The organism is Vibrio sp. 1CM23M (assembly GCF_023161755.1).
In the GTDB taxonomy this organism is placed as follows: Bacteria; Pseudomonadota; Gammaproteobacteria; order Enterobacterales; family Vibrionaceae; genus Vibrio; species Vibrio coralliirubri.
This window is the reverse complement of the sequence record NZ_JALNTR010000002.1, coordinates 410,912-436,380: the sequence shown is the minus strand read 5'-3', so window position 1 is coordinate 436,380 and position 25,469 is coordinate 410,912. Positions and strand designations below refer to the sequence as shown.

Below are 25,469 nucleotides of genomic sequence, written 5' to 3'. Positions count from 1 at the left end.
TTTAACTACAAAGGCTAAGGAGCCTTATATGTCTGAAGGTAGTATATCGATAAAAACAAAATTTTCTTACGGCCTTGGTGCGCTGGGAAAAGACTTCGCTTGTTCCATTATTTACATTTTTCTTATGTTCTATTACACCGATGTGGTTGGTATTTCTGCCGCTTTCGTTGGTACGCTATTTCTTGTCGCGCGATTTGTTGATGCAGTGACAGACCCTGTTATGGGCATGATTGTTGATAACACTCGAACTCGTTTCGGTAAGTTTCGACCTTGGATTGTGATAGGTACGCTCGTCAATTCGGTATTCTTATTGTTGGTATTTAACACCCATAATATTGAAGGGAATATGGTGTATGTGTACGCAACGGTCACGTATATTCTATGGGGTGTAACTTACACAATCATGGACATTCCTTACTGGTCGATGATTCCTTCGATGTCTTCAAAGCGCGTTGAGCGTGAAAAATTAGTGGTTTGGCCCCGTCTGTTTGCTAGTTGTGCATGGACACTAATGGGGACGTACGGACTGTACTTAGTTGGTTTCTTTGGTGGTGAAGACAAGGGTTCTGGGTTTGTATATCTGAGCTTGGCAATTATCGCGGCATTCATAGCGAGCGCGTTGATTACGTTCTTTAACGTCAAGGAACGCATTAAAGATAAGCGTGTATCTACAGACAAATTCACGTTCAAGGATGTAAAAGACATTATTGGCAAAAATGATCAATTGAAGTCACTAATTGGCGTAGTGCTAACGTTCAATATCGCTATTCAGTTGGTTGGCGGCTTTGCTATCTATTACTTCAGTTACGCAATTGGGCGTGAAGATTTGTTCCCAATGTTCGCTTTAGTATCTGGTATGGCTGAAATTGCTGGCGTGTTTTTGTTCCCTAAGCTTTGTAACTTAATCAACCGAAAGTTTATGTGGCTGGTAGCATGTCTGTTCCCGCTGTTATGTAGCTTAATTCTTGTTCTAACGGGTATTTTCGCTCCTGAAAACGGCATCTTAGTCGGTATTGCTGGTGCAGCGCTCAAATTTGGTGGTGGTTTATCAAACGGCCTATCGACAGTGATGTTAGCTGACGTAGTCGATTATGGAGAATACAAAACAGGGCACCGCAGTGAAAGTATTATTTTCTCTATTCAAACCATGCTAGTTAAATTTGCAGGTGCGCTTTCAGGCTTCTTTGTCGGCATTGGATTAACCGCAGTGGGTTATGTTCCTAATATTGAGCAGAGTGAAGAAACTATATTAGGTTTAAGAGCGTTAATGGTTGGTATTCCTACATTGTTAGTATTACTTAGCGCTTATATATACCAAAAAACATATCGCCTGAATGGTGAATATCAAAATATGGTTTTGAAAGAAATTTCTTCTACATAATTATATCCAATAATAAAGGTTAACAATGAAATTAAATAATAAGGCATCTTATTTGATGTGCTCTGCGCTTGCTTTTTCTTCATCGACTATGGCTGGTTATATCGAGCTAGGTAATGAATATGAGAACTGGGGTGACCAAGAGCAACGATCGAATACCATGCCATACATAGCAATGGAATTTAATCCAATCGAAGATTCATCCATGTTTTTGTACGCTAACTTCAGCTACCGCCACATGATTGAGAGTGAAGAGCGAACTTGGAATGACCGTTCTCGACAGGATGTCGCGATTGGTTGGTCCGAGGGATACAAAGACTTTTGGTGGGGACCTAAATTCCAAATTCGAAATGAAATGTACGCGAATGATACTCGCCGCACGGAATATCGATTTTACAACAATATGGCGTATTACCTAGCAGAAGACCATGACTTAATCCTTGATGGTTTTATCGCCCCCGTTGGTGTTAGAAATCGCCCTCGTGGTGAAGATTGTGTCGGCGAAAATGGCTGTCAGGATGAAGCAAACAACGACCTAAGAACCAGCTATACAGACTATTATCACGAGATAGATTTTGGTGTTCGCTCTCGTCTAGCTTATGACAAAACATTGCAGGTAACGTTATACAGCGAAGTAAGTAAGCAAAGTGAGTTTGAAGGCGATAACCGGGCCTGGGAAGAAGAGAAGCGCGTAGAATGGCAAGTTCGTATGAACTATACACAGACATTCAATGACCTCACTGTAACGCCATTTGTACGCTATACCTTCTACCGAAATGCAGAGAGTGTTGATTACGGTGATAAGGACGAACTGCGAATTCGAGCGGGCTTCTGGGGTGATTACAAAATAGATGATAAGTCTAAGTTTGTATTCGAAACTTATTACCAAACTGAAGATAAAGAGAACTTTGAACAGGATTGGAACCAAAATCAGTGGGAAGATGATTACTTCTTTGTGAAACTTGGATATCGCCGTTCTTTCTAATTAATTCTGAATATATCCTAAATATATACGATTATTAAATTAATAATATCGAGATGTGAAATGAGAAAAATATTATTATCAATGGCAGTCGCATCAATACTGTCAGTGCCGAGTTATGCCCAAACACTAGATGTGGAAATTGAAAATACCAAACAAACAATACACAGCTTTGGTGCTTCGGATGCTTGGTCTATTAACCCAACAATTAACAAGTGGCAGAAAAAAGGGGACGATGCGGCTATCGACCACCTCGCTGATTTATTGTTCTCTACTGACAATGGTATTGGCTTAACAGCGTGGCGATTTAATATAGGTGCAGGCAGTACCGAGCAAGGTGATGGTAGCTTTATTCGTGATCCATTACGCCGTGCGGAATTATTGGTACCTGAGCCGGGTGGCGCAATAGACACGACTAAGCAGCAAGGACAAATTCGTTTCATGCAAGAGGCTCATCAACGTGGTGTCGATAACTTTATCGCGTTTTCTAATAGCCCACCGCATTACCTAACAAAAAACGGCTTAACTCACCCAACGGCAGCGGATGACCTAGGCTCTACTAACCTTAAACCTGAAAATGTGGATGCATTTTCCGACTTTTTGGTTGAAGTGTTGACCTACTTACGTAGTGAAGAAGTAGGGATCCCGGTTAATTACATCAGTCCAATTAACGAGCCAACGTGGGAATGGGAAGGACAGACTCAAGAAGGCAATCGCTACAATATGCGAGAAGTCAAAGCGGTATACCGTAGTTTAGATAAAAAGCTGAACGAAGCGGGTATTCGTAGCGACATTCATATTGATGGCGGTGAAGTGGTCGAATTCACAGCAGCACTTCGTGATGCTTATAAGCGTAACTTTGACGGTTCATCTCAAACTAATGGCATGAATTCTCGTGGTGTTGGCTTGTACCGAAACTACATTGATGAACTGTTAGGGGATCCTGAAATTAGAGACATTATTGGTAACCAAATCTCAGTACATGGCTACTTTTCTGACGCTTGGCCAGACCGTTTAGGCAAGCTGCGTGATATGACATATGGAAACCTACAGGATGTGTCTCCGGGTGCAGAAATTTGGATGAGTGAAATGAGCATCTTGGGCGGTGGCGGTTATTCTCGTGACTTTGATGGTCATGGCTTTGAGGCAGATGATATGGATTATGCGTTACATGTGGGACGCATCATGCATCGAGACCTGACTCGTTTGAACGCTTCAGCATGGCATTGGTGGTTAGGTTTGACGCCATATGATTACAAAGATGGTATGGTGAAAATTGCCCCATCTTTAGAAGCCAATACGGTAGAAGATTCGAAAATGATGTGGACTGTCGGTAACTTCAGTCGCTTTGTTCGCCCGGGTTATCAGCGTGTAGAACTGAGTGGGGTAGACAACCTTGATGGCTTGATGGCATCGGCTTATGTCAGTCCAACACAAGATAAAGTGGTGATTGTTGCCGTTAATACGAGTGATAAGGTAGAGAATGTTTCTATTAACTTAGAAGGCGTTGTTAATTCTGCCACTTATACAACACACATTACCAATGCGCAGCATGATTTGGCGTTGGTTGAATTAGAAAAAGAACAAGACGATTACCTTGTACCTCCGCGCTCAACGGTGACATTTGTTGGCTCACTATAACGTAAAATTTAGCTAGTAATAATAAAGAAACCCCAGTCTGAATAAGGCTGGGGTTTCTTTTATAAACAGAATGCGAGAATAAGAGCCTAAAGACAAGCTTGTATTCAGTGTTGATTCTCTAACAAATCATAGGTTAATTGTTAGGTGAAGCAATGGAATTGCGGCTCACCAGTGTAGGAAGGTAAAGGTTTCCTTTATGCTCGTGAGGAGACTTTTCTACCAACTGGATAGACAGCTTTGCCGCTTGGCTCGCCATGATTTGTACTGGGTAACGAACGGTGGTCAGAGTTGGCTGTAAATAGCTGGCTATCATGGCATCATCAAACCCGATGACAGAGACATCTTCTGGTACACGTAGGTTGTTTTCTTTAAGCACTGAAATGGCACCTGCAGCCATTAAATCGTTGTATGTCGCGATAGCGGTAAACGGCTCATTCTTCGCTAATAAATTTCGCATCGCATCTGCGCCGCCAATCTCATTCGGTTCACCGGACACCACCAGAGCCTCCGAGTAGGGCAGTTGGTTCTTCTCCAGTTCAGAACGATAGCCCAGTTTCCTATCTATTGAGTCATCGATATTATGAGAGGAAGCTAAGTAACCAATTCTCTTATGGCCAAAGCGAATTAGGTGGCTTAATGCTAGGCTGCTGCCTCGAATGTTATCTAAAGCGATACAGCGTTCCGCTATCTCTGGAATATAACGGTTAATAATGATAAGCCCAGGGATCTGCTTCGAAAAATCAATTAGTTCTTGGTCCGATAGGCCTTTGCTATGAATAACGAGATGTTCGCACTGATTATTTATCAACAGTTCGATGGCTTCTCTTTCATAGGTTTCATTGTGGTAACCGTGCGTAATCAAGATATGCTTTTTGTGTTCACGTGCGATTTCGTCAATGGCTTGAACCATAGCACCATAAAATGGATTTGATACGTCTGCCACTAACACACCAATGGAAGACGAAGTTTTATTCGCAAGAGCTCTTGCATTCGCATTTGGGCGATAATTCAATCTTTCCATCGCTTCGTGCACAGCTTTCGTTGCTGTTTCGCTCGTATGTGGGAGTTTATTTATTACTCTCGATACGGTAGCAACGGATACTTTAGCTTCTTTCGCGACGTCTCTTATGTTGGCCATAATGTTCTTTATGTTGAGTGTGTTGTAACAGTTTTCATCGTAGTGCTTCGGTTCCTTTAGAGGGGAGCGTCTTGTACGGTTTAAACTTTTCCGATGGTACGTATAGTAGCAATATAAGAGGCTGAGTCCATATGTTTACTTTGCTGATTGATGTTTAGTTTTTGTGTTTCAAACCTTGCATTTGTTTTGCCTTTTCTATCACCTTTCTTCTGACTCTAGGGTATTTTCGTTCCACTGTTACGACCGTTTGAGAATACTATCGTTATAGAACCAGAGCTCAATATTAGTCAAAACTGTGTTGCGTTAGTTCATTTTACTAATGGATAAAAGGACTATTTATCTTATGTCTTAGGTTGTATTGCTCCAGATCAAAATAGGAGTGATTATCAATTGTATTACTTGTTAAGAAATAGCACTATGCGTTCATTGAATTTTCTATATTGTTAATATTTGCATAATGAATCTTGCTCAAGTCGACCTCAATCTACTCGTTATTCTTAAACACCTTCTTGAAGAGAAGCACGTTTCCAACACGGCATTGGCGCTGGATATGAGCCAACCTACGGTGAGCCGATCTTTGCAAAAACTGCGTACTGTTTTCAATGATGACCTATTGGTGCGAGCGGCTTATGGCTATGAGTTGACGCCAAAAGCAGAAGCCATTAAGCAAGATCTCAATTCTGTCCTTACACGCTTAGAAAAGTTGGTTCATGGCGATGTGTTCGAACCACAAACGAGTGACAGTACGGTTCGCTTCTTCGGTTTGGTTCCTCAGGTTTCGCATTTATTGCCAAAGGTAGTGACGGAGATCCGCAAGCAAGCGCCAAACATGATTGTTGATATCGATTCGATCCCTAAACGCCACTTTGAGCCTCTGTTATCCGGTGATGCGCACTTTGTGTTGTCGACCCACGAGCCGTTAAGTTCAGAGCAAAATTTGTATCGAATGTTCGTGATTAGTCGCGATTACCGTTTGTTGATGAGTAAAAATCATCCTTTGGCGGACAAAGAGATCACGGTTGATGACTTGTTGAATAGCCAACTTGGTCAAATCTCACTGCAAGGGGATAAGAAGCTCTCGATCGAAAGTCGATTTAAAGATCTTGGCTTGATTGATAAGCAACGCCAGCTGTCCATTCCAATTCAGCTTTCCAATTTTAACGTCGCGCCGGATATGGCAGAAGCAACCGACATCATCTTTCATTTACCGACACCTTTTGCTCAACAAGCCGCTAAGCAAAGAGATCTTGTTTGTAAACGCGTGCCTAAAGCGTTACGCCACCCATCAGAAGACGTCTACTTATACTGGCATAAGCGCTTTCATAACGACCCGATGTGTCGCTGGGTTCGCAATATATTCAAAGAGCTTTATACATAATCCATCTACAGGGTGAATGAAAGTTATGAACACCTATCGAGTTGAATATGGATCTCTTTCGTTATTTGAATGGTGAATAACGAGAATCGATTTTTGGTATGAAACTTTCGTTGATAAGAATGGTAGTCGGTTGTTTAATGCAAACCATTATCATTACTAATCACATATAAGAATGAATATCATGTCTGAGAGATCTCTTTTGATTCGCAAACCTTTATCGATCGCAGTCGCTGTTATTTGTACTTCACTATCAGCTAACGTGTTAGCGCAAGAAGAAGCGCAAGCAACAGATGAACAAATGGTTGTTACGGCAACTCGTACCGAGATGGCATTAAAACAAGCGCCAGCTTCAATGTCGGTTATCACCGCGCAAGACATTGAAGACAGCCCTGGTATTACCTTGGCTGACATCGTTGCTGAATCAACGAGTGTTGAGTCTGATTTTGATAGCACACGTGCTGGCCGTCAGATGATCTCTATTCGTGGTATGGATTCAGACTACACACTTATCATGGTGAATGGCCGTCGTTTAAGTTCTGCAAGTGCCATCATCCGTGGTAACGACTTCGACCTTTCTACTATCCCTGCTGATTCAATCGAACGTGTTGAGATTATCCGTGGCCCAATGTCTGCACTTTACGGTTCAGATGGTATGGGCGGCACGATCAACATCATCACTAAGGCTCCAGAAAATGATTGGAGCTCTACACTGAGCATGGACTCGTCATCTCCAATGGATGGCAACGGTGGCCAAGAGCAGTCTGTTGGTTTTACTACTTCTGGTGCGTTGATTGAAGATGAGCTGTTTGCTCGCCTTTCTGTTAACCAAACAAGCCGTAACGCATGGCAACCATATTCTGGTACACACAGCTCTGGCTACGATCGTGAAGATATTACAGCTTTAGAAGACCGTGACACGCTAAGCATGCTTGCAAGCCTGACATGGCATGCAACGGATAACCAAACCATCGATTTCGATTTTGGTTACAGCGACGACGAACGTAATTCAGCGGCTGAGAGCTCAAGCTCAGTTATTGAGTCTGACACGCGTGTTGTACGTAACAGTCAAGCGATTACACACAGCGGTTTTTGGAGCTGGGGTGACACGCAAGTACGTTACTCACGCGAAAATGTGACTGACAATGATGCGGCTGATCTGGGTAATAACTTCAGCAGCGATATCGAAGAGTTGACTCAGATTGTTGAAGCGTCTGCGACCACTTATCTTGGTGAAAGCCATACGCTAACGTTTGGTATGGATTACCAACTGAGCGAGCTGACCAACAAAGAGAACCTAGTGAGTGGTTCATCTGAAGCTTACCAAGGTGCACTGTTTGTACAAGACCAATGGTTAATGACGGATCAACTAACGGCAACCATTGGTGGTCGTTTAGATAAACATGAACTGTACGGTGAAGAGTTCAGCCCACGTGTGTACTTGGTACACCAAACAACGAATGACCTGATCATCAAGGGTGGTGTGGGTAAAGCATTTAAAGCACCAACATTGACTCAAAACCAATCTGACTATCAGGTACCAAGCTGTAAAGGTGGCTGTGCGTTAGTCGGTAATGAAGATCTAAGCCCAGAAACTAGCTTAAACTACGAGTTGGCGGCAGTTTACACTCAACCTCGTTGGAATATCGAAGCGGCATTGTTCCGAAATGAGATTAATGACCTGATTGAAAGAACGGAAGGTTACTGTCCAGAAGGCGGTGATTGGAACGAAAGTGCTCGTCAATGTGAAAACCCTGACGGCACACCAACGGGTAATTTAGGCGCAAAAACTTACCAAAACGTCTCTGAAGCAATCATTCAAGGTGTTGAGCTAGGTGGTATGTATCAAATCTCTGATAAGTGGGCGTTTTCTGGTAACTACACTTACCTAGATACTGAAGATAAGTCGACAGGCGAACAGCTACTTGAGCGTTATAAGCATTCGGGTTTAGTTAAACTGAACTGGAGCCCAACTTACGACCTGAACACCTTTGTTAGTGCGCGTTACCGTGGTGAACGTCAGATCGAAAGCGACCTAACTCAAGACGCTTACACAACGCTGAACCTAGGTGCTGTCTACAACGTGAATGCTTCAGTACGACTACGTGCAGGTATCACGAACTTAACTGACGAAGCTGTATCACAAGAGCTAGAGAGCATGGGCTATGTTGAAGAGCCACGTACTTACTACGTAGGTATGACAGCGGACTTCTAATTTAGAGTTCAGTAACTGATAGCTTGATACAAAAGAACCCACACTGGCTGATGCTCTAAAAGGAGAGCGGCGAGTGTGGGTTCTTTTTTGATCTATAGATTTGGTTTAATTTGCCGTTTATCTATTAATCTAGATTTTGACACATGTGATCAGCGCATTACCGGACTGAGTATCCCAAGGAATCAGCTTGTCGTAATCGTGCTCGAAGATATTAACCTCGAAGTAGGGCTTCAATATCTCGATTAACTCTTTAAACGAGAATGCCACCATTGGGTGTTCATCATTCCACACTTGAGTTTCACCAGCAGTCGTCTTTTCGATACTAAGCTTTAGCGCTTGCTTATCACCCTGACCAGAGTAATACCAACCAGAACGGAACGTAAAATCGTCTTGTTCAAGATTGGTGGTGTGTCGAACAAAAAGATCATTACTGATCTTGTCTTTATCCACCACGTTAAAACAGAAAATACCTTCTGGCTTTAATGCGCGATGCACACTTTCAATACACTCTTTAAGCTTCTCAAGGCCATCGTTGTAATGGATGGAATACAGGAAGCAAGTGATAAGATCGAGTGGTTCAGTGACCTCAAAGTTACTCATGTTTTGTACTGAGAACTTGGCTTCTGGGCAGCGAATTTCAGCGATATCTAACATCGGCTTGTTAAGATCTAGGCCACCGCTTTGGTAACCAAAATCAATAAAATGACGAACGTGTGGGCCAGTGCCACAAGCTAAATCGAGGTGTGTTTTTCCTTCATTTCCAAAGATTTGATGGAGTCTACGTACGCAGTTACTTTGCGCTTGGTAGTCAATATCTACACACATTAAATCATAGTAACCGGATAGGTCGGTATAGAGTGCGTTGGCGGACATATTTGCCTGCAGCATAAGCTGAAAAATTAGGGTGGCGCATCATATACCGAAATTGGAAAATCGCAATCAAATATCGTTCAATATAGGCGCTTTAATTCTTGGTCGCTGTACTTTCATTATCTGTTGGCTGGCTTCAAGCAAGAGCTTTCTGGCAAACCACATCATCATTGATAGAGACCTGGTTTTTCCCACTTGTTTTTGAACGATAAAGTGCATCATCTGTCACCCGAATTAGCGTGTTAATGTTGTTGGGTGAGTGACACATACATCGGTTAGTGATGCCAATACTGACGCTCGATGTAAATTGACGGCGATTGAATCCAACAAAAGTATGCCTATTAAAAGCACGGCAGATACGTTCGCCTATGACTTGGGTATGCTCAGGTTTCGCGTTGGGAATGAATACAATAAACTCCTCTCCGCCCCAGCGTCCAACTACGCCATTGAGTAATTCAACGTGAGTTTTAATGGAATCGGCTAAGTATTTAATGACAGCATCACCAACACTGTGACCAAACTGATCGTTTATTAATTTAAAGTCATCGATATCAATCAGCATGCAAGACATTTCTATTTGCTGATTCACTGGCTTCTTTATCCAATCATAAATGGCGCGACGATTGAGTACCTGCGTTAAGTCATCATACATAGCACGGTGCAGCAGCTCTTTTTCTAACAAGACCTTGTCTGTGACTTCTTCGAGAATCACTTGAATGGCGTCTTCACCTTCCCAGTTAATCACGTTGTCATAAATATTGAAGTATTTATAGTTGCCATCAAAGCAATGGTTGGATACTACAGAGCTGAAGTTGGGTGTATTGCCATTGAGAATGCTCTCGCACCGCCTGATGGCACTTGAATGCTGGTCTTCAGGAATGATTGAAATGATTGAGTCCATCGCAAGTACCTGCTCGATAGATTCGGCACCTTGTTGCTCAACCCAAGCTTGATTAACCATCAAAGGTTTGAAGTTTCGGTGGATCAAAATACCTTGTTTCGATGTACTGAGTAATTTTCGATACATGAGATCTGATTCGTGGCGTTTACGCTGCGCCTCTAACATTGATGTGATGTCAATGACGTGTACTTCAAGCGCAGGTTTGTTATTCAGTTCAATGACATGTGATAAACAAAATATGGAGATATTGCGACCATTAGCTGGAATGTCCGTGTACAATTTTCCTTTGTTAAACTTTCCTTTTATTGCCTCAAGGTAGCGTTTTTTAGCTAGGTTTTGGTAATTGTCAGGAACTAAGGCATACACAAATTCAACATTGTGTAATAACTCATCGCGGTTTCGATAACCAAAGATTTGAGCGATCTCGTTGTCGACATCAATAATTCGATGGTTTTGAAGTGTCATCCGCCCATGTGCCGAGTCGAAGTTTTGGCAGGGCATGGTGGTGGTTAGATCTAGTTGAATACTCATATCGGCCTGACTACTTATTCGTTAACTGAAACAGGTGTTGCTCCCTCGCTGCGGCGACCTACGGGCTTTGCGGCACGCTTTTATCACGAGACTAGATAGGAAAAATATGGTATCTAGGTGAACCCAGTGTGACATTTATTATTTTATGATTAATCAGTAATTTTACTGATTCAAACCGAGTTCTTGAAAAGGAAACAATTCAGGAAAGTAGGCCAGTAATTAAAGCCAAATCACTCAAGCTAAATAAGCGCACCAAACAAGGAGAGTTGAGACAATGAAACCAGCAATAAATGCACAGGATTCAATGGAAAATGGAACAGCATTGGAAAGCAGTACTTCAATTGAAATCAAGCTTGATGACTTGTCGGGTGGAGAAGTCATTGAATTGCTTGAAGAGCACCTTGCCGATATGTACGCAACTTCGCCAGCCGAAAGCGTCCATGCACTGGATCTAGATGGGCTCAAGTCACCAGAAATTACCTTTTTCAGCGCTTGGAAAGACAGCCAACTGCTTGGGTGTGTTGCCATTAAAGAGCTAAATACCCAACACGCTGAACTCAAATCGATGAGAACCTCACAGTTTGCTCGAAAGTCAGGTGTTGCGAGCCAACTTTTACAGCACGTATTGGATACAGCAACCGCTCGCCAGTATCGACAAATCAGTTTAGAGACAGGCTCAGAAGATTACTTCAAGCCAGCACGTAACCTGTATGAAAAGTTTGGCTTTGGATACTGCGAACCCTTTGCTGATTATGTGTTGGACCCGCACAGCCAGTTTATGCGTATTGAGTTGCGTTAAGAGGCTAGCTTTAGATGTCGACTTACTTCGCAGGGTTCTCCCTTGGCCTTTCGCTGATTCTTGCGATTGGCTCTCAAAATGCGTTTGTTTTAAAGCAAGGGCTTAAGAACCAACACGTATTGGCAGTTTGCGCTGTATGTGCTATTTCTGACGCTTTACTCATTAGCTTTGGCGTGACGGGCTTTGGCGCAATAGTTAAGCAGTTCCCACAAATTGAACAGTTCGCCCGTTATGGTGGGGCTATCTTTTTGGGTGTCTATTCATTCTTAAGCTTCCGTTCAGCATTTACTGAAAACCACGCCTTAGAAGCCACTGCTGAAACCAAAGACTCGTTAACCAAAGCGATTGCGATGTGTTTGGCGTTCACTTGGCTTAACCCGCATGTGTATTTGGATACTGTGGTATTGCTGGGTTCTATCTCAACTCAATATCAACCTAACCAAATGTTGTTTGGCGCAGGTGCCGTATCGGCGTCGTTTGTGTTCTTCTTTTCACTTGGATATGGCGCTCGCTTCTTGGCTCCAATGTTTAAGAACCCGAGAGCGTGGAAGGTGTTGGAATTTGTCGTTGGCGTGATCATGGCATCTATTGCAATATCTTTGATCGTCTAGCTGCGCGTAATTAGGCATTCAAGTTTACTACTTAAAGTGCCTACTTAAAGTGCGTATCTAAAGTGACTGTCTTTAGTTATCTCCGCATTTAGTTATTTCCAAAAAAATAGAATTATTTTTCGCCTTTCAGTTTTGGCGTTCGTCTTAGGGGTACAAATACAAATTAATGACCTAATTCGGAGTCACCATGATTAAACTTGTTAGCTTTAAAAACTGCCCATTTGTTCAACGTGTAATGGGTGCTTTGGTAATGAAAAATGTCCCATTTGAAATTGAATACATTGAGCTAAATAATAAACCTCAATGGTTCCTAGATATTTCGCCAAACGGACAAGTGCCTGTCTTGATTACAGAAAATGAAACGGTTCTTTTTGAGTCAGATGCAATTGTTGAATACCTAGATGATAAATATGCGCCGATAGAAGAAGTATCTGCCGAGCAAAAGGTACTAGATCGTGCTTGGTCTTATCAGGCAAGCAAACATTACATGCCGCAATGTGGAACCATGGGAAGTAAAGATAAAGAAACATTTGAGACGCGTTTAGCAAACCTTCAAAAATCCTTCCAAAAGGCCGAGAATAAATTGGGTGGCAGTGACTTCTTTAAAGGCGATTATATCTCTAATGTCGACATCGCTTGGCTACCACTGTTGCACCGAGCGTCAGTAATTAAACAAGGCTCTGGTTTTGATATGCTTGAAGGCTTCCCGAAAGTACAGAAGTGGCAAGCGGCGCTGATTGAATCTGGCTTGACCGATAAAACCGTTCCTGCAGACTTTATTGAGAAGTTCAGCGGTTTCTATTTAACGAATAACTACTTGGCTAGTCTTGCTGACGCTCGTTAATAACACGAATTAAATTGAAATATATTTTAATAGCAGACCGTTCTAAATAAGCACTCTCCAAAAATAAAACTCATTCTTCTCTTTATATCTGTAATTGAATAAAGAGAGAAACAGGGTGAGTTTTTATGTTTAGGCATGAAGATTCAGGTTGTTTTTGAGATCGGATGAAAATTCAATTGGCTCGATAACAATCTGATTATAATAAGTTTAATGTTGATAATACTCCTGTTTACTCTCAGGTTTATTCGTATTTTAGTACTCGTTACGTCTCAGAAAATACAACTGTCTTATAAATAAGACTTGGTTAAATATCTATGATTGTTCGTTTGATGACCTAAAAATCTTGTGGTACGTTCTCATTCGCTCTGTAAATGAACAGTGTTTTATTATTCGTTTGGAGTTGTTTATTTAATTTATTTTAAACAGTAACGCAACAGGTGAAATAGTGTCGGAAACTATTGGCTGTTGGTCAACGTTGCTGTAGGACAGACAAAAAAGGGTATTTTCATGCTTAAATCATCATTTCTATTGGGCCTAGTTGGCTTAGTTTCACTTCCTACATTTGCTGCTGGTATTGAGGGTGGTCCATACATTGGCGCAGGCCTTGGTGTGTATCAAGACTCAGACACTGACGGCGCAGGTAGTCTAGATGCTGAAAGCATGGGGTACAGCCTTTATGGTGGTTATCAGTTTAACCGTATTGTAGGGATCGAACTTGGTTATACGGATTATGCTGACTATGAATCATTTGGTACTAAGGTGTTTTCACCAACATCGCTTTCTGTTGCAGCAAACCTAGGCTACACCTTCGATAACTCAATTCGTCCATTTGTACTAGCGGGCTTGAGTTACGTAGATTTGAACTCAAACAACGCTAGCTCTTTTGATGATGATTCTGGTGCCGGCTTTCATTTCGGGATTGGTGTTGAATACACGCCAGTAGAAAACCTAACCTTACGTTTGATCTCACAAGCAGACGCAGTAAACATCGAATTCTTCGATAGAACAACGGGTAATCGATTAGAAAGCCGTGATGTAGCGTTTAGCACAGTAACTCTGGGTGCTTCGTACAATTTTTAACGACCTCTGTGAAATAGCTTAAAGCTAAAGCTATGGACACATAAAACCGCTCTAACGTTGAGCGGTTTTTTTATGTCAAAAATAACGATTGGTCACGCTATCGGCGGAGTTGGTCCAAAGCCTGAAATTAGTTGGTTTTCACAAGCTTATAAAAGGGAATTATCTCGACTATTTTGGTAGATTAAAGGTATTACAGACTTCCAGTGAGCAGCAATGAAGATTCTTCACACGTCCGATTGGCACCTTGGCCAAAACTTCTACAATAAAAGCCGTAAGAATGAACATGAACGGTTTTTACAATGGTTACTTGAGCAAGTTATAGAGCACGACATCGACGCGATCATTGTTGCTGGCGACATTTTCGATACCAGTACACCGCCGAGTTACGCTCGTGAGATGTATAACAAGTTTGTGGTCGATTCGAACAAGATCGGCTGTCAATTGGTGTTGTTAGGTGGAAATCACGATTCAGTCTCTGTGCTTAAAGAGACCCAACAGCTGCTCAAATACATGGGTGCAGACGTGATTCCAAACACCAATGAAGATCATGCGACTCAAGTTGTCGAACTAAAAGGCAAGAACGGCGATGTAGAAGCGCTGGTTTGTGCCATTCCTTTTATTCGTCCTCGCGATGTGTTGATGAGCCAAGCCGGTGTCACAGGCGTTGAGCGTCAGAAGAAACTCGGCGATGCAATCAAACAGCATTATCAAAGTGTTTATGATGCGGCGGTTGCTAAGCGCGCGACGTTTGCAAACAGCGAGCACATGCCGATCATTGCCACTGGTCACTTAACGGCGATGGGTGTTCAACAATCGGATTCGGTACGCGACATCTATGTTGGCAACCTTGATGGTTTTGCCGCTGATGGCTTCCCAGACGCAGACTATATTGCACTTGGCCATATCCACCGCCCACAAGTGGTGGCGAAGCGTGAATACATTCGTTACTGCGGCTCACCAATCCCATTAAGCTTTGATGAGCTTAAATCTCAAAAGCAGGTATGTGTGGTTGAGTTTGTTGAGGGCGTGCGCACCATTTCTCAATTGCCAGTTCCAACGTTCCAACCGCTTGCTGAAATCAAAGGCGACTTGAGCGAGATCGAATCTCAGCTTAACCAATACATAGGTTTAGATAGCGAACAAAGCGTGTGGTTATCGATAGAAGTGCAAGCGCAAGATTACTTGTCGGATCTTCAAGAACGCATGCGTTCATTGACTGACGGTTTGAATGTGGAAGTGCTTCAATTGCGCCGCGCAAGAGAACGTCGTAATCAAGCATTAGAGCAAGAGTCAGCAGAAACGCTGTCAGAATTGAGCCCGATGGACGTGTTTACGAAGCGTATTGCCTTAGAAGAATTTGAAACCGATTCTGAAAAAGCACGTTTAGAGCGAATGACGGTGAAGTTTAAACAAGTGATGGTAGAAGTGTCCGAGAGCGCTCAAGCGCCAAACAAAGTAGAAGAGTAACCAGTATGAAGATTTTAAGCTTAGAATTTGAAAACCTGAACTCTTTGAAAGGACGTTGGAAACTCGACTTTACCCAATCACCGTTTGCGGAAAATGGTCTGTTCGCGATTACTGGCCCAACAGGGGCGGGTAAAACCACCATTCTTGACGCGATTTGTTTGGCATTGTTCCACCGCACACCGCGTTTGAAAAGTATCGCCAAAGGCAACAACGAATTAATGACGCGTGGCACGGGTGAGTGTTTTGCTGAACTGGAGTTTGAAGTGCAGGGCAAAACGTATCGCTCTAACTTCCACCAAAAGCGAGCGCGCGGAAAACACGATGGCGCATTACAAACGCCAACGTGTGAATTTGCCGATGCGGATACCGACAAAGTCTTAGAGACCATGCTGACCAAGAAGACCAAGCTAGTGGAGCAGGTAACAGGTCTCGATTTCTCACGCTTCACTAAATCGATCATGTTGTCTCAGGGTGAGTTTGCGGCGTTCTTAAATGCCAATGCTAACGACCGTGCAGAGCTACTTGAAGAGCTGACGGGAACCGAAGTTTATAGCCTGATTTCAGAGCGCATCTACGATCATTTCAAGTCGAGTGAAGAGTCGCTTAATCACCTTAAAGCGAAAGCAGAAGGTGTGAGCTTACTGTCTGAAGAGCAAATCAAAGAGCTAGCCGCAGAACGAGAAACGCTAGAAGCCGAGCAGAAGCGTTTAGCCGAGCAATTAAAAGAGTGGCAAGCGCATCTAAGCTGGTGGAAAGACGTGACCAAAGCTGAGCAAACTATTGCGACCAGTGAGCACGATCTTAAAACAGCTCAAGATGACCTAGACCGTAATCAACCTTCATTAGAGCGTTTGGCAAACAGTGAGCCGGCTGAAAAGCTGCGTCCAGTGCACAAAGATTTAAAGCGTTGCGAACAAGAGGTGAACACTACTCAAGCTCACCTAGATAACAGCACCAAGTTACTTGCCGTTCGTGATGCAGAAATGCAAGACGCGCAAACTAAACTGACGCAAAGCAGTGCGATTGTCGAACAGGTAAAAACCGAGCAACAAGATCAAGAGAAGATCATCGATCTGGTGCGTCCGCTCGATAACCAAATTGCCGTACTCAAAGATAAGCAAACTGCGGCCGTTAATGCGGCGAATACGCTAAACGAGCAACATACGCAGCAGCGCAATCAACAGGTTGTTTTAGTTCAAAAAACAGATGCACTGAAGCAACAAGATAAACTCAGCACTGAGTACCTAAATACGCATCAAGCTGACCAACATCTGGAAAAATACCTAGGTCAGTGGCAAGCAAAGGTCGAGCAAGTTCGTACCCTCGAGCGTCAACATGCAGAACAACTGAACTCAGCGAAGCAAGCTTTGTCTGCGGTTGATGCTCAGCAAATGATCATCAAATCTGCGCAAGACGCGAAAGCAACGCAAGATAAGGCCTTAGCTGAATTGGTTGTGCTAGAGAGTAGTGCAAAGCAACAGTGGGAAGCGTTGCGAGGCAACACCAGTGAGCAAGTGCTGAATGCGCAAAAAGATCTGTTGGAGTTTTGGAACCGCAATACCCACTCACTAATCGAGATCAATCGTGGTTTCCTAAATGCCCAGCAACAGCTGCACGCAAAAACACAGGCACATCAAACTAATACGGAGCTGCGTGGCAAGCTTTCGAAAGAGCGTGAAGTGCTGGCGGATCGATATCAAGAAAAAAAGACTTCGCTTGAACGATTGACGCGTCTGATTGCACAAGAAGGCGAGTTAGCGAAGTATCGTGCGGTATTGAAGCCGGGAATGGATTGCCCATTGTGTGGCTCAACAGACCATGCGATCGAACAATCACAAAGTTCGAAGGATTTGAATGCCCAGAGTGAGCTTGAGGAACAAGAATTAGCAGCGATTCAGAAAGAAGGCCAAGAGCATCGTCAGCAGTTAGATTCTCTTGCCCCTATGATTGCCGCGCTGAACGATGACATCCAGCGAGCGCAAGCGGATATTCAGCAGGCTCAACTGAATTGGCAAGGCGTTGTCGGTAAGCTTCAACAGAGTTTATCAGATTTCGTTGGCACTGCTCCTGAATTGGCGCTGCTGACGATTAACGATTTAGGCAATGAAGCCACAGTCGCGACCTTTGCTCAGCAGTGTGAACTTCAACTAAGTCACAGCGCGCAGCAACTCAAAGCGTTGGCTGATGCTAAAGCGCATTACGCTGAAGCTGAGAAACAACGCCTGTCTGTAAGTGTTATGGCTGACAAGGCGCAATCGAATCTCGAGTTGGCCGAGCAACGCTTAGCGGATCTGAATAAGCAAAACCAAGTCGCAAACGAACAAGTGACTCAGATAACTCAAGCGAAAGAGCAGCAATGGAACGCTTTGAAAGAGAGCATTGTTCAAACTTCTATCGAAGCGCCTGAACTTGAACATATCGATGATTGGTTTACTGCGAAATCGCAAGCATCAAGCACATGGCAGCAAACCAAACAGCAACAGGCCGATATTGAGAAGCAACTGATTACTCAAAATGCCGAATTGAAAACCTTAGACGACAAGCTAAGCAGCGCTGAGAAAGAGCTTGCGACACTGACACAAGAGAGTGAGTCTCTAGTGCTAGAACTGACTCGTGTAACGGCTGAAAGAACAGAGTTGTTTGGTGACAAAGACATTCAAGCCACCAGCAATGCGATGAAGCAAAAAGTCACTGAAGCGGTAAATACATTTGATGCCGCTCAGTTGGTGCTTAACCGTTGCGAACTGGAACATCGAACCGAGCAAACCAAACACACTGGTTTCTCGGATGAGTTAGTCAGCAAGCAGTCCAGTCACACACAAGCGTTGAATACTTGGTTAGATGCACTGAAAGCTAGCCCATTCGAAGATGAGGTGAATTTTGAAGCGGCGTTGTTGGATGAAGAGGTTAGAACTCAACTTCAAAGCCTCAAGAAGTCTTTAGACGAAGCGATTGTCAGTGCACAAGCAAGGTTGAATACCGCCAAAGCGGCGCAAGTAGATCTACAAAATCACGAAAATGCGAAAGCATGGCAAGAGCAAAACCAACAGCAAGTTGAAGAAGCGACTACTGAATGCCAAAACGCACAACAAAGCCATGCGACAAAGATCGGTGCGATTTCTGCCAATCTTGAAACGGATAGCCAGAACCGCAGCAATCAGCAAAATCTGTTCAAGCAAATCGATGAGCAACAAGTCGAGTTTGATGATATCTCACGTCTTAACTCACTTATCGGCTCTAAGAACGGCGATAAATTCCGTAAGTTTGCTCAAGGTCTAACGCTGGAAAACTTGGTGTACTTAGCGAACAAACAACTACAACGTTTGCATGGTCGTTACGAGCTAAAACGTAAAGCCGACGATGGTTTAGAGCTGCAAGTGCTCGACACATGGCAGGGCGATGTGATGCGTGACACCAAGACGTTATCAGGTGGCGAAAGCTTCTTAGTGAGCTTGGCGTTGGCATTAGCGCTTTCTGATCTTGTGAGTTACAAAACCAGTATTGATTCTTTGTTCTTGGATGAAGGTTTCGGCACGCTTGATAGCGACACATTAGACATTGCCCTAAACGCGCTCGATAACTTGAATGCATCAGGCAAGATGATTGGCGTCATTAGCCACGTTGAAGCACTGAAAGAGCGAGTACCCGTTCAGCTTAAAGTGACAAAACACTCAGGCTTAGGTGTGAGTGAAATGGAGAAACAGTACAAGGTTGTCGCTTAAGTTGTGGCTTAGGTTCTAGCTATATTCCATAAGTGCAGAAATAGAAGCAGAGCTAGATGAAGCAGCTCCCCGACTCAGTCGTCCCTCCTTCTCTAGGATGACGGAGTCGGGAGTTGTCATCAATCACTACGCCGTCACTCCTTAACGTAATAGGGAATCTCTAGTAACCGCACGAAGTGGACGCATCAGGAAGGAAACTGCCATGCACAAAAAGCCTCATTTACCGACTAAGAGATGTCCCGTTTGCCACAAGCCTTTCGCATGGCGTAAAAAATGGCAGCGCTGCTGGGATGACGTGATCTATTGTTCTGAACGTTGTCGTCGCAACAAGTCTTAGTCTTCATACACTCTATTCTCTATCAGCCAAGTCCGGTAAACCGATATTTCCTTCCTTTGTTATCATTTTGATGTTCCTTTAATCGTTTGGTCATTCATTTCTTAAGTTAATATTTCTATCTGTAAGATAAGTGATGTATAAAGGCGGCATGAAGATACCTAAAAGAATACAGCCTTTAGTTGACGATGGTTTAGTCGACGAGGTGACAAGCCAACTCATGAGTGGCAAAGAAGCATCGGTGTACATTGTGCGCTGCGGCGATACGATCCGTTGTGCCAAGGTATATAAGGAAATTAGCCAACGCAGCTTCAAAAAAGCGACCGCGTATCGTGAAGGCCGAAAAGTCCGAAATAGCCGCCGTGCTCGAGCGATGGAAAAAGGCTCTGGCTTTGGTCGTGAACAACAAGAAAAGGTTTGGCAGAGTGCCGAAGTGGATGCCTTATACAAACTGGCAGAAGCGGGCGTACGTGTGCCTGTCCCTTACGGTTGCTTTGATGGCGTGCTGCTTATGGAACTGGTCACTGACGATGATGGTTATGTTGCACCACGTTTGAACGATGTCGTGATGTCAGCAGAGCAGGCGATCGAAGACCACGCTGTGATGATGACTTACGTAGTTAAAATGTTGTGTGTCGGTTTGATCCATGGTGACTTGTCTGAGTTCAACGTATTGGTGGATGAATATGGCCCGGTGATTATCGATTTACCACAAGCGGTTGATGCTTCTGCGAACAACAACGCTGAGTGGATGCTGGCTCGTGACATTAATAACATCCGTGATTATTACGCTCAGTTTGCTCCTGAATTGGCGAAAACCGAGTATGCCAAGGAAATGTGGGCGCTGTACGAGAAAGGCGACTTAAAGCCAGACAGCAAACTGACGGGTGAGTTTACGGAAACGGACGATTTGGCCGATATCGAAGCCATTATGCAAGAGATAGACGCTGCGCGAATTGAAGAACAACACCGACGTGAACGTGCGAAAGAAGAGAAAGAAGGTGTCGACGATAGCAAGTTCAATTGGGCTGAGTAATCGTGATGATCAGTTTTGATCTTTAGCTAGATATCAACCATACGCCTTAAAAAGTCAGGCGCTCTTTCAAAAAACAACCCAATGGAGCCTCAACTCTGTTGGGTTTTCTTTTTTAGCGCTCATGAAAGACGGCCACTGGTATTAACTACCAATTTAACTGCTCGCCATCGTAAGCGTAGAAGTGTCCACTTTTGTCCGGCGTGGCAGTCCGAATGATATCGACCAAGTGATGGGCGACATAACTCGACTCAAACAACTTGCCTTCAGGGACATTGGTCTGAAAAGGCTTCGACAGAGCCGTGTCTGTCGTGCCCGGGTGCAGAGCCAACACGGTACCTTTCTTAATGGTGCGTTGCCATTCAATAGACATGGTTTTGATGAACATGTTGAGGGCTGCTTTCGATGAACGATAGCTATACCAGCCGCCTAATCTGTTGTCTGAAATACTACCTACTTTTGCGGATACCACAGCAAATTTTGGATTGTCGCTCGCTTTAAGTATCGGCGTGAAGTGCTTTGCCAATAACAAGCTGGGTAGGGTATTTACAGAGATGTTTTTCAGAAAAAATTCAGGATCAATCGACGACAAGTTCTTTTCCGGCCCAAGGTCTGGAGTGTGGAGCATACCCACGCAGTTGATCAGCCAATCAAGTTGGTCCAACTCAGAACTCAAGCGCTTGATATCAGCTTCGTCGGTGGCGTCGACTTTGTGCCAGCTCAAGCGATTATTTTCTAGTTCCGGCTGTTGAGAATGGTAAGTCGCGTCTACATGCACATCAAGAAAATCAAACCGAGAGAGCTCAGATAATAGGTGTTTAACCACAGCGAAACCAATACCGCCGCTCCCACCGACCACCAATATGTGTAATCTGAGTTGCTCCACCATTATAAGTCCTCCAAGTTTGTGATTCGTTGTTCAGCAGTATCGAGAATCGCTTGTTGTGATTGTTCGTCCATGTTGTCCCAAGAGCGATATAACATGCCCATGCGTGGGTTGCGGTTTAACGCATCGCGGTGCTGGTTCATAAAGCGCCAATACAAGCTATTGAAAGGGCAAGATTGTTCACCGCTGCGTTCTTTTATCTTGTAGTGACAGCCTTTGCAGTAGTCGCTCATGCGGTTGATATAGGAACCGCTGGCAGAGTATGGTTTGGTTCCGACGATCCCGCCATCCGCAAACAGTGCCATACCTCGCGTATTTGGCATTTCAACCCACTCAATCGCGTCGACGTAAATACCGAGGTACCAACTGTCTACTTGGTCAGGGTCTATGCCTGTTATTAAACAGAAGTTGCCAGTGATCATTAACCTTTGGATATGGTGCGCGTAAGCAAACTCAAGAGACTGGTCAATCGCATGCTTCATGCAGTTCATCTTGGTCTGTCCGTCCCAAAAGTAATGGGGCAGGTTATTGTTTGCTGAGTAATGGTTTTTGCTGGCGTAAGCAGGCATATTCGCCCAATAGACGGCGCGTATGTACTCACGCCACCCCAGTATTTGGCGTACAAACCCTTCGACCTGTGCAATGTCGATGCTTGGTTTATTTGAAGAGCTGTCTCGATGACTGGATGATTGGTAGGCCGACAGTGCTGCATCAATCACTTCTTTTGGGCTCAGCAGTTTACTGTTCAACGAAAACGAAATACGGCTATGATACAAGCTCCATTTAGAGTCGTGCTCTGTAGTCATCGCATCTTGAAACTGCCCAAATAACGGTAAGCAAACTTGGCAGAAATGAGCGAGCAGAGACAAGCTTTGTGCTCGGTTCACCGGCCATAATAACTGGCTACCGACTTGACCAATGGTTTGCACTTGGTGGCGTTCGATACGCTGCAAAATGTCGGTTATGTCATTGGTAAACATCAGAGGCTGAGGCAGGTTTTCGATGTCTTGTTTCTTGAGTTTCTTTCGATTGTTCGCGTCGTAATTCCATTTGCCACCAACGGGCTTTCCGTCTTCTAGCAAAATGTCGAAACGCTTTCTCATTCGGCGATAGAAGTGCTCCATCATGATGTGTTTGTCTTTCGGGAACTGTTGTTCGATCTCTTCAAATGGAAAGAGGAAGTGCTCCGTATCACAACAACCTTTGGTTGCATTGGTCAGCTTGAGCTTGTTCATCTGCTCTAAGAGGCGATATTCATCTGGCCTTTGATATTCAAACTTCTCTGCGCCGAATTCGTGTACATAGTGCTTTAGAAGTGTATCTAGGTTTTCAAATTGCGTGGTATCGTCCAAGGTGAGGTGAAGTACCTGATGACCTTGTTCTTTGAGTTCGTCAGCGAAGTAACCCATCGCACAGAAAAACGCGGCCACTTTTTGAATGTGAGAGGCAACATAATCTGTTTCTTGTTTGAGCTCAGCAATGATGTAAATAACGTCATCATCAACTTGTTGAAACCATGAATGCTCAATGTTTAATTGGTCACCTAATATAAGTCGTACCGTTTTAAAGTTCATAATGCGTCCTGGTTTGTGAGGCTTGTTGTGACAGCGTTACCACCTGTCCATTGATTGATGAAGGCATGGTCTGGGTCGTACATTTCAGTCTGCTTAGTTAAATCAAAATGGCGTGATTTAGGTTGTGATTGGTTTTTAGTTTCGCTGTTGCGGGCTGGTTGATTGAGAGCCCCAGCGATATACGCCCAATTCCCCCAGTTAGATGCCACGTCATAGTCGACAAGCTGGCTTTCGAAATAGGCTGCACCGTGTCGCCAGTCGACGCCCAGCTCGTAAATCAAACAACTTGCGGCTAACTGCCTTCCACGATTGGACATGTAGCCAGTCGCATTAAGCTGGCGCATGCATGCATCGACAATCGGGTAGTTGGTGTTACCGCTCTTCCACTTTGCTAAATTAAGGCTTGCCGATTGATTGCTATTCTCTGCTACAACGGGGTTCGTGTATGAGCCTGTAAATAACGATGCCTTCAACGACATGCTCTTCCAATAAAAATACTCTCGCCATAACAGCTCGAAATAGATCCAGTAGGTTGAATCATTGGAACCATGATGCGACTCAAATCGCGTGAGGTGTCTGCAGATTGTTTTTGGTGAGACACAACCTGATGCGAGCCACGGTGAAAACTTAGTCGAGTTCTCGATGCCGTCCAATGCATTTCTTGTCTGTTTATAGCGGCTCGCGTAATCGTGAGAGAAGTAGTGGTCGAGATGTACTAACCCCGATGTTTCACCGCCTTTGAAGTTCAGCTCGCTCGCCAAATCATCCGTCATAAAAAGGGAGGCTGTTGAGTGACAGTGTGACGTTTTTGTTAGGTCTGGTGCTGGTGGTAACGTCGTTATGGTCAAACTTTGTGTATCGACAGACAAGTGTTCGATGAGTTTTCTGAATTTGGTAAACGAGCGGGGTAATTTGTCTAACGTAAAAGGGCAGTCATCGAACTCAAACAGAGTCGAGTTATGAGATTGAATCGCAGTTAAGTTCGGGCAGTCAGCCAACGTTGATTGCACCAGTTGTTGCTCGTCGTAACCACAATGAGCATTCGTAAAGAGGTGGTTGACGTTTAGATCAGAGATAATGTCGTTGAGCGAGTCTTTAACGTTATCACTTTGGGATTGGTCTTGTTTAAGGACGATGAGTGTTTGTTCTAGGTCGCTCAGGTTAGCTTTAAGATCGCTTATCGATTGTGAAATGAAAGCTGTGCGGTGAGCGCCATATTGTTGTTCTTGGGCGAACTGTGAAGAGTAGTGAGACAGATTCGGTTCGACGAAGACACAAACGAGCTGATCGACGATTTGGCTTGCTTGGTAAAGTAGCGCATTGTCGTTGATTCTTAAGTCGTTTGTAAAAAGATACAGGCCAATCTTTTTCATTACTTTCACTCGGCGATTTGTTAATTATTAGACGCTTACGAGTTGATAGGCTGACAAGATCACAAATGACTACTCTAAGTTGGAAATAGGAGATTTTGGTCAGGATGAGGGTGTTGAAGAGGGTATTAAGCCAACCAATAATACCGATAGAGGTTGGCAATATAGGCTATTTTTGAGTGTCGAACTGCAGCATTTATTCCATAGGAACAACGAGAATATCGATAGGGGAAGTATCGATGATCTGTTTAGAATGGGAGATGAGCTTATGCCAAAAATCATGGTGATGGCCACACAGCAATAGGTCAACACCGTTTGCTTCGATGGCATTTTTGAGCTTATCGTTCAAATCACCCGTTCCCACGAAAATGTGCTGAATTGGGTGCTTGGCGTACGCCTCAAACTCTCTTAAATGCTTAACGGCATCTTCATTGATGGGTAAATCACCGTCATTTCCTTGAATATCAACGAGTTCTGGATAAATTTCTCCATGCGTACCATCGATATAAACAAATGAAATGCCAGCTTCTAGTTTATCAGCGAAGAAGGTCGCTCTATCAATGAGAATCTTGGTGTCGTCAGACAGTTCAAGTGCGACCAGAATATGTCGGTAATCCATAATTAAAGCCTCTTGTTGTGAGTTATGTAACAAGCATAGTTTCTGTTGCCGCAAATGATATCGAAGAGATCTCATATTGCGTAAAATCATCATTCAATG

General features: G+C 43.8%; 20 protein-coding genes. 13 read left to right on the top strand and 7 right to left on the bottom strand.

The features are described from left to right. Positions 1-28: 28 nt before the first annotated feature. The 3 genes from melB to MSG35_RS07280 are packed head-to-tail and all read left to right on the top strand — an operon-like array spanning position 29 to position 4,001. Complete coding sequence (melB, locus tag MSG35_RS07290; protein WP_048611272.1) at positions 29-1,381, top strand: melibiose:sodium transporter MelB; 1,353 nt, start codon at positions 29-31, stop codon at positions 1,379-1,381. A 25-nt stretch (positions 1,382-1,406) separates the two neighbouring features. Further along, entirely contained in the window at positions 1,407-2,363 is a 957-nt protein-coding gene (locus MSG35_RS07285) for a hypothetical protein (protein ID WP_156172544.1), read from the top strand. Positions 2,364-2,423: 60 nt separating this feature from the next. After that, positions 2,424-4,001 (top strand): glycoside hydrolase, encoded by a 1,578-nt coding sequence (locus tag MSG35_RS07280; protein WP_248383540.1) that lies wholly within the window; start codon positions 2,424-2,426, stop codon positions 3,999-4,001. A gap of 133 nt (positions 4,002-4,134) precedes the next feature. Here MSG35_RS07280 and MSG35_RS07275 read toward each other — a convergent pair whose 3' ends face one another. Next, entirely contained in the window at positions 4,135-5,139 is a 1,005-nt protein-coding gene (locus MSG35_RS07275; protein ID WP_048611268.1) for a substrate-binding domain-containing protein, read from the bottom strand. A 457-nt stretch (positions 5,140-5,596) separates the two neighbouring features. Here MSG35_RS07275 and MSG35_RS07270 point away from each other — a divergent pair, with 457 nt between their 5' ends. Then, on the top strand, positions 5,597-6,517 hold the full coding sequence (locus MSG35_RS07270) for a LysR family transcriptional regulator (RefSeq protein ID WP_248383539.1): 921 nt from the start codon (positions 5,597-5,599) through the stop codon (positions 6,515-6,517). Between the two features lie 181 nt (positions 6,518-6,698). Next, positions 6,699-8,729: a TonB-dependent receptor gene (locus tag MSG35_RS07265; RefSeq protein ID WP_248383538.1), complete on the top strand. Its 2,031-nt coding sequence runs from the start codon at positions 6,699-6,701 to the stop codon at positions 8,727-8,729. Positions 8,730-8,858: 129 nt separating this feature from the next. Here the strand turns inward: MSG35_RS07265 and MSG35_RS07260 are convergent, their stop codons facing one another. Further along, a complete protein-coding gene (locus tag MSG35_RS07260) occupies positions 8,859-9,602 on the bottom strand; it encodes a class I SAM-dependent methyltransferase (RefSeq protein ID WP_248383537.1) in 744 nt (247 codons plus the stop codon). 133 nt (positions 9,603-9,735) lie between these two features. Then, positions 9,736-11,031: a GGDEF domain-containing protein gene (locus tag MSG35_RS07255; protein WP_248383536.1), complete on the bottom strand. Its 1,296-nt coding sequence runs from the start codon at positions 11,029-11,031 to the stop codon at positions 9,736-9,738. A 274-nt stretch (positions 11,032-11,305) separates the two neighbouring features. On the opposite strand from MSG35_RS07255, the gene MSG35_RS07250 reads away from it, so the two are divergent. The 8 genes from MSG35_RS07250 (at position 11,306) to MSG35_RS07215 (ending at position 20,924) form a co-directional block, all read left to right on the top strand. After that, positions 11,306-11,830 carry a GNAT family N-acetyltransferase gene (locus MSG35_RS07250; protein ID WP_248383535.1) on the top strand — a complete coding sequence of 175 codons (525 nt, stop codon included), beginning with the start codon at positions 11,306-11,308 and terminating at the stop codon, positions 11,828-11,830. 14 nt (positions 11,831-11,844) lie between these two features. Continuing rightward, the gene (locus MSG35_RS07245; RefSeq protein ID WP_050645216.1) at positions 11,845-12,441 is read left to right on the top strand and encodes a LysE/ArgO family amino acid transporter; all 597 of its coding nucleotides are present in this window, start codon (positions 11,845-11,847) and stop codon (positions 12,439-12,441) included. A 187-nt stretch (positions 12,442-12,628) separates the two neighbouring features. Then, the gene (locus MSG35_RS07240) at positions 12,629-13,285 is read left to right on the top strand and encodes a glutathione S-transferase family protein (RefSeq protein WP_248383534.1); all 657 of its coding nucleotides are present in this window, start codon (positions 12,629-12,631) and stop codon (positions 13,283-13,285) included. A gap of 507 nt (positions 13,286-13,792) precedes the next feature. Further along, on the top strand, positions 13,793-14,365 hold the full coding sequence (locus MSG35_RS07235; RefSeq protein WP_048611253.1) for a porin family protein: 573 nt from the start codon (positions 13,793-13,795) through the stop codon (positions 14,363-14,365). Positions 14,366-14,578: 213 nt separating this feature from the next. Beyond that, the gene (sbcD, locus tag MSG35_RS07230) at positions 14,579-15,832 is read left to right on the top strand and encodes an exonuclease subunit SbcD (RefSeq protein WP_248383533.1); all 1,254 of its coding nucleotides are present in this window, start codon (positions 14,579-14,581) and stop codon (positions 15,830-15,832) included. 5 nt (positions 15,833-15,837) lie between these two features. After that, positions 15,838-19,554: an AAA family ATPase gene (locus MSG35_RS07225; RefSeq protein ID WP_248383532.1), complete on the top strand. Its 3,717-nt coding sequence runs from the start codon at positions 15,838-15,840 to the stop codon at positions 19,552-19,554. Positions 19,555-19,756: 202 nt separating this feature from the next. After that, a complete protein-coding gene (locus MSG35_RS07220; protein ID WP_248383531.1) occupies positions 19,757-19,891 on the top strand; it encodes a DUF2256 domain-containing protein in 135 nt (44 codons plus the stop codon). Positions 19,892-20,039: 148 nt separating this feature from the next. Then, on the top strand, positions 20,040-20,924 hold the full coding sequence (locus tag MSG35_RS07215; protein WP_081231109.1) for a PA4780 family RIO1-like protein kinase: 885 nt from the start codon (positions 20,040-20,042) through the stop codon (positions 20,922-20,924). Positions 20,925-21,069: 145 nt separating this feature from the next. Here MSG35_RS07215 and MSG35_RS07210 read toward each other — a convergent pair whose 3' ends face one another. The 4 genes from MSG35_RS07210 to MSG35_RS07195 form a co-directional block, all read right to left on the bottom strand. Then, a complete protein-coding gene (locus MSG35_RS07210; protein WP_248383530.1) occupies positions 21,070-21,810 on the bottom strand; it encodes an SDR family oxidoreductase in 741 nt (246 codons plus the stop codon). Continuing rightward, positions 21,810-23,381, bottom strand: coding sequence for a cryptochrome/photolyase family protein (locus MSG35_RS07205; RefSeq protein ID WP_248383529.1), 1,572 nt, complete (start codon positions 23,379-23,381; stop codon positions 21,810-21,812). The genes MSG35_RS07210 and MSG35_RS07205 overlap by 1 nt, the downstream gene beginning before the upstream one ends. Further along, complete coding sequence (locus tag MSG35_RS07200) at positions 23,378-24,754, bottom strand: DASH family cryptochrome (protein ID WP_248383528.1); 1,377 nt, start codon at positions 24,752-24,754, stop codon at positions 23,378-23,380. Before MSG35_RS07200 ends, MSG35_RS07205 begins: the two co-directional genes overlap by 4 nt. A gap of 193 nt (positions 24,755-24,947) precedes the next feature. Beyond that, the gene (locus tag MSG35_RS07195) at positions 24,948-25,370 is read right to left on the bottom strand and encodes a universal stress protein (RefSeq protein WP_048611240.1); all 423 of its coding nucleotides are present in this window, start codon (positions 25,368-25,370) and stop codon (positions 24,948-24,950) included. Positions 25,371-25,469 lie beyond the last annotated feature (99 nt).

Bases quoted from the DNA above. Each gene is read 5' to 3' on its own strand.
- melB (WP_048611272.1), top strand. From the start codon at position 29: ATGTCTGAAGGTAGTATATCGATAAAAACAAAATTTTCTTACGGCCTT.
- MSG35_RS07285 (WP_156172544.1), top strand. From the start codon at position 1,407: ATGAAATTAAATAATAAGGCATCTTATTTGATGTGCTCTGCGCTTGCT.
- MSG35_RS07280 (WP_248383540.1), top strand. From the start codon at position 2,424: ATGAGAAAAATATTATTATCAATGGCAGTCGCATCAATACTGTCAGTG.
- MSG35_RS07275 (WP_048611268.1), bottom strand. From the start codon at position 5,139: ATGGCCAACATAAGAGACGTCGCGAAAGAAGCTAAAGTATCCGTTGCT.
- MSG35_RS07270 (WP_248383539.1), top strand. From the start codon at position 5,597: ATGAATCTTGCTCAAGTCGACCTCAATCTACTCGTTATTCTTAAACAC.
- MSG35_RS07265 (WP_248383538.1), top strand. From the start codon at position 6,699: ATGTCTGAGAGATCTCTTTTGATTCGCAAACCTTTATCGATCGCAGTC.
- MSG35_RS07260 (WP_248383537.1), bottom strand. From the start codon at position 9,602: ATGTCCGCCAACGCACTCTATACCGACCTATCCGGTTACTATGATTTA.
- MSG35_RS07255 (WP_248383536.1), bottom strand. From the start codon at position 11,031: ATGAGTATTCAACTAGATCTAACCACCACCATGCCCTGCCAAAACTTC.
- MSG35_RS07250 (WP_248383535.1), top strand. From the start codon at position 11,306: ATGAAACCAGCAATAAATGCACAGGATTCAATGGAAAATGGAACAGCA.
- MSG35_RS07245 (WP_050645216.1), top strand. From the start codon at position 11,845: ATGTCGACTTACTTCGCAGGGTTCTCCCTTGGCCTTTCGCTGATTCTT.
- MSG35_RS07240 (WP_248383534.1), top strand. From the start codon at position 12,629: ATGATTAAACTTGTTAGCTTTAAAAACTGCCCATTTGTTCAACGTGTA.
- MSG35_RS07235 (WP_048611253.1), top strand. From the start codon at position 13,793: ATGCTTAAATCATCATTTCTATTGGGCCTAGTTGGCTTAGTTTCACTT.
- sbcD (WP_248383533.1), top strand. From the start codon at position 14,579: ATGAAGATTCTTCACACGTCCGATTGGCACCTTGGCCAAAACTTCTAC.
- MSG35_RS07225 (WP_248383532.1), top strand. From the start codon at position 15,838: ATGAAGATTTTAAGCTTAGAATTTGAAAACCTGAACTCTTTGAAAGGA.
- MSG35_RS07220 (WP_248383531.1), top strand. From the start codon at position 19,757: ATGCACAAAAAGCCTCATTTACCGACTAAGAGATGTCCCGTTTGCCAC.
- MSG35_RS07215 (WP_081231109.1), top strand. From the start codon at position 20,040: ATGAAGATACCTAAAAGAATACAGCCTTTAGTTGACGATGGTTTAGTC.
- MSG35_RS07210 (WP_248383530.1), bottom strand. From the start codon at position 21,810: ATGGTGGAGCAACTCAGATTACACATATTGGTGGTCGGTGGGAGCGGC.
- MSG35_RS07205 (WP_248383529.1), bottom strand. From the start codon at position 23,381: ATGAACTTTAAAACGGTACGACTTATATTAGGTGACCAATTAAACATT.
- MSG35_RS07200 (WP_248383528.1), bottom strand. From the start codon at position 24,754: ATGAAAAAGATTGGCCTGTATCTTTTTACAAACGACTTAAGAATCAAC.
- MSG35_RS07195 (WP_048611240.1), bottom strand. From the start codon at position 25,370: ATGGATTACCGACATATTCTGGTCGCACTTGAACTGTCTGACGACACC.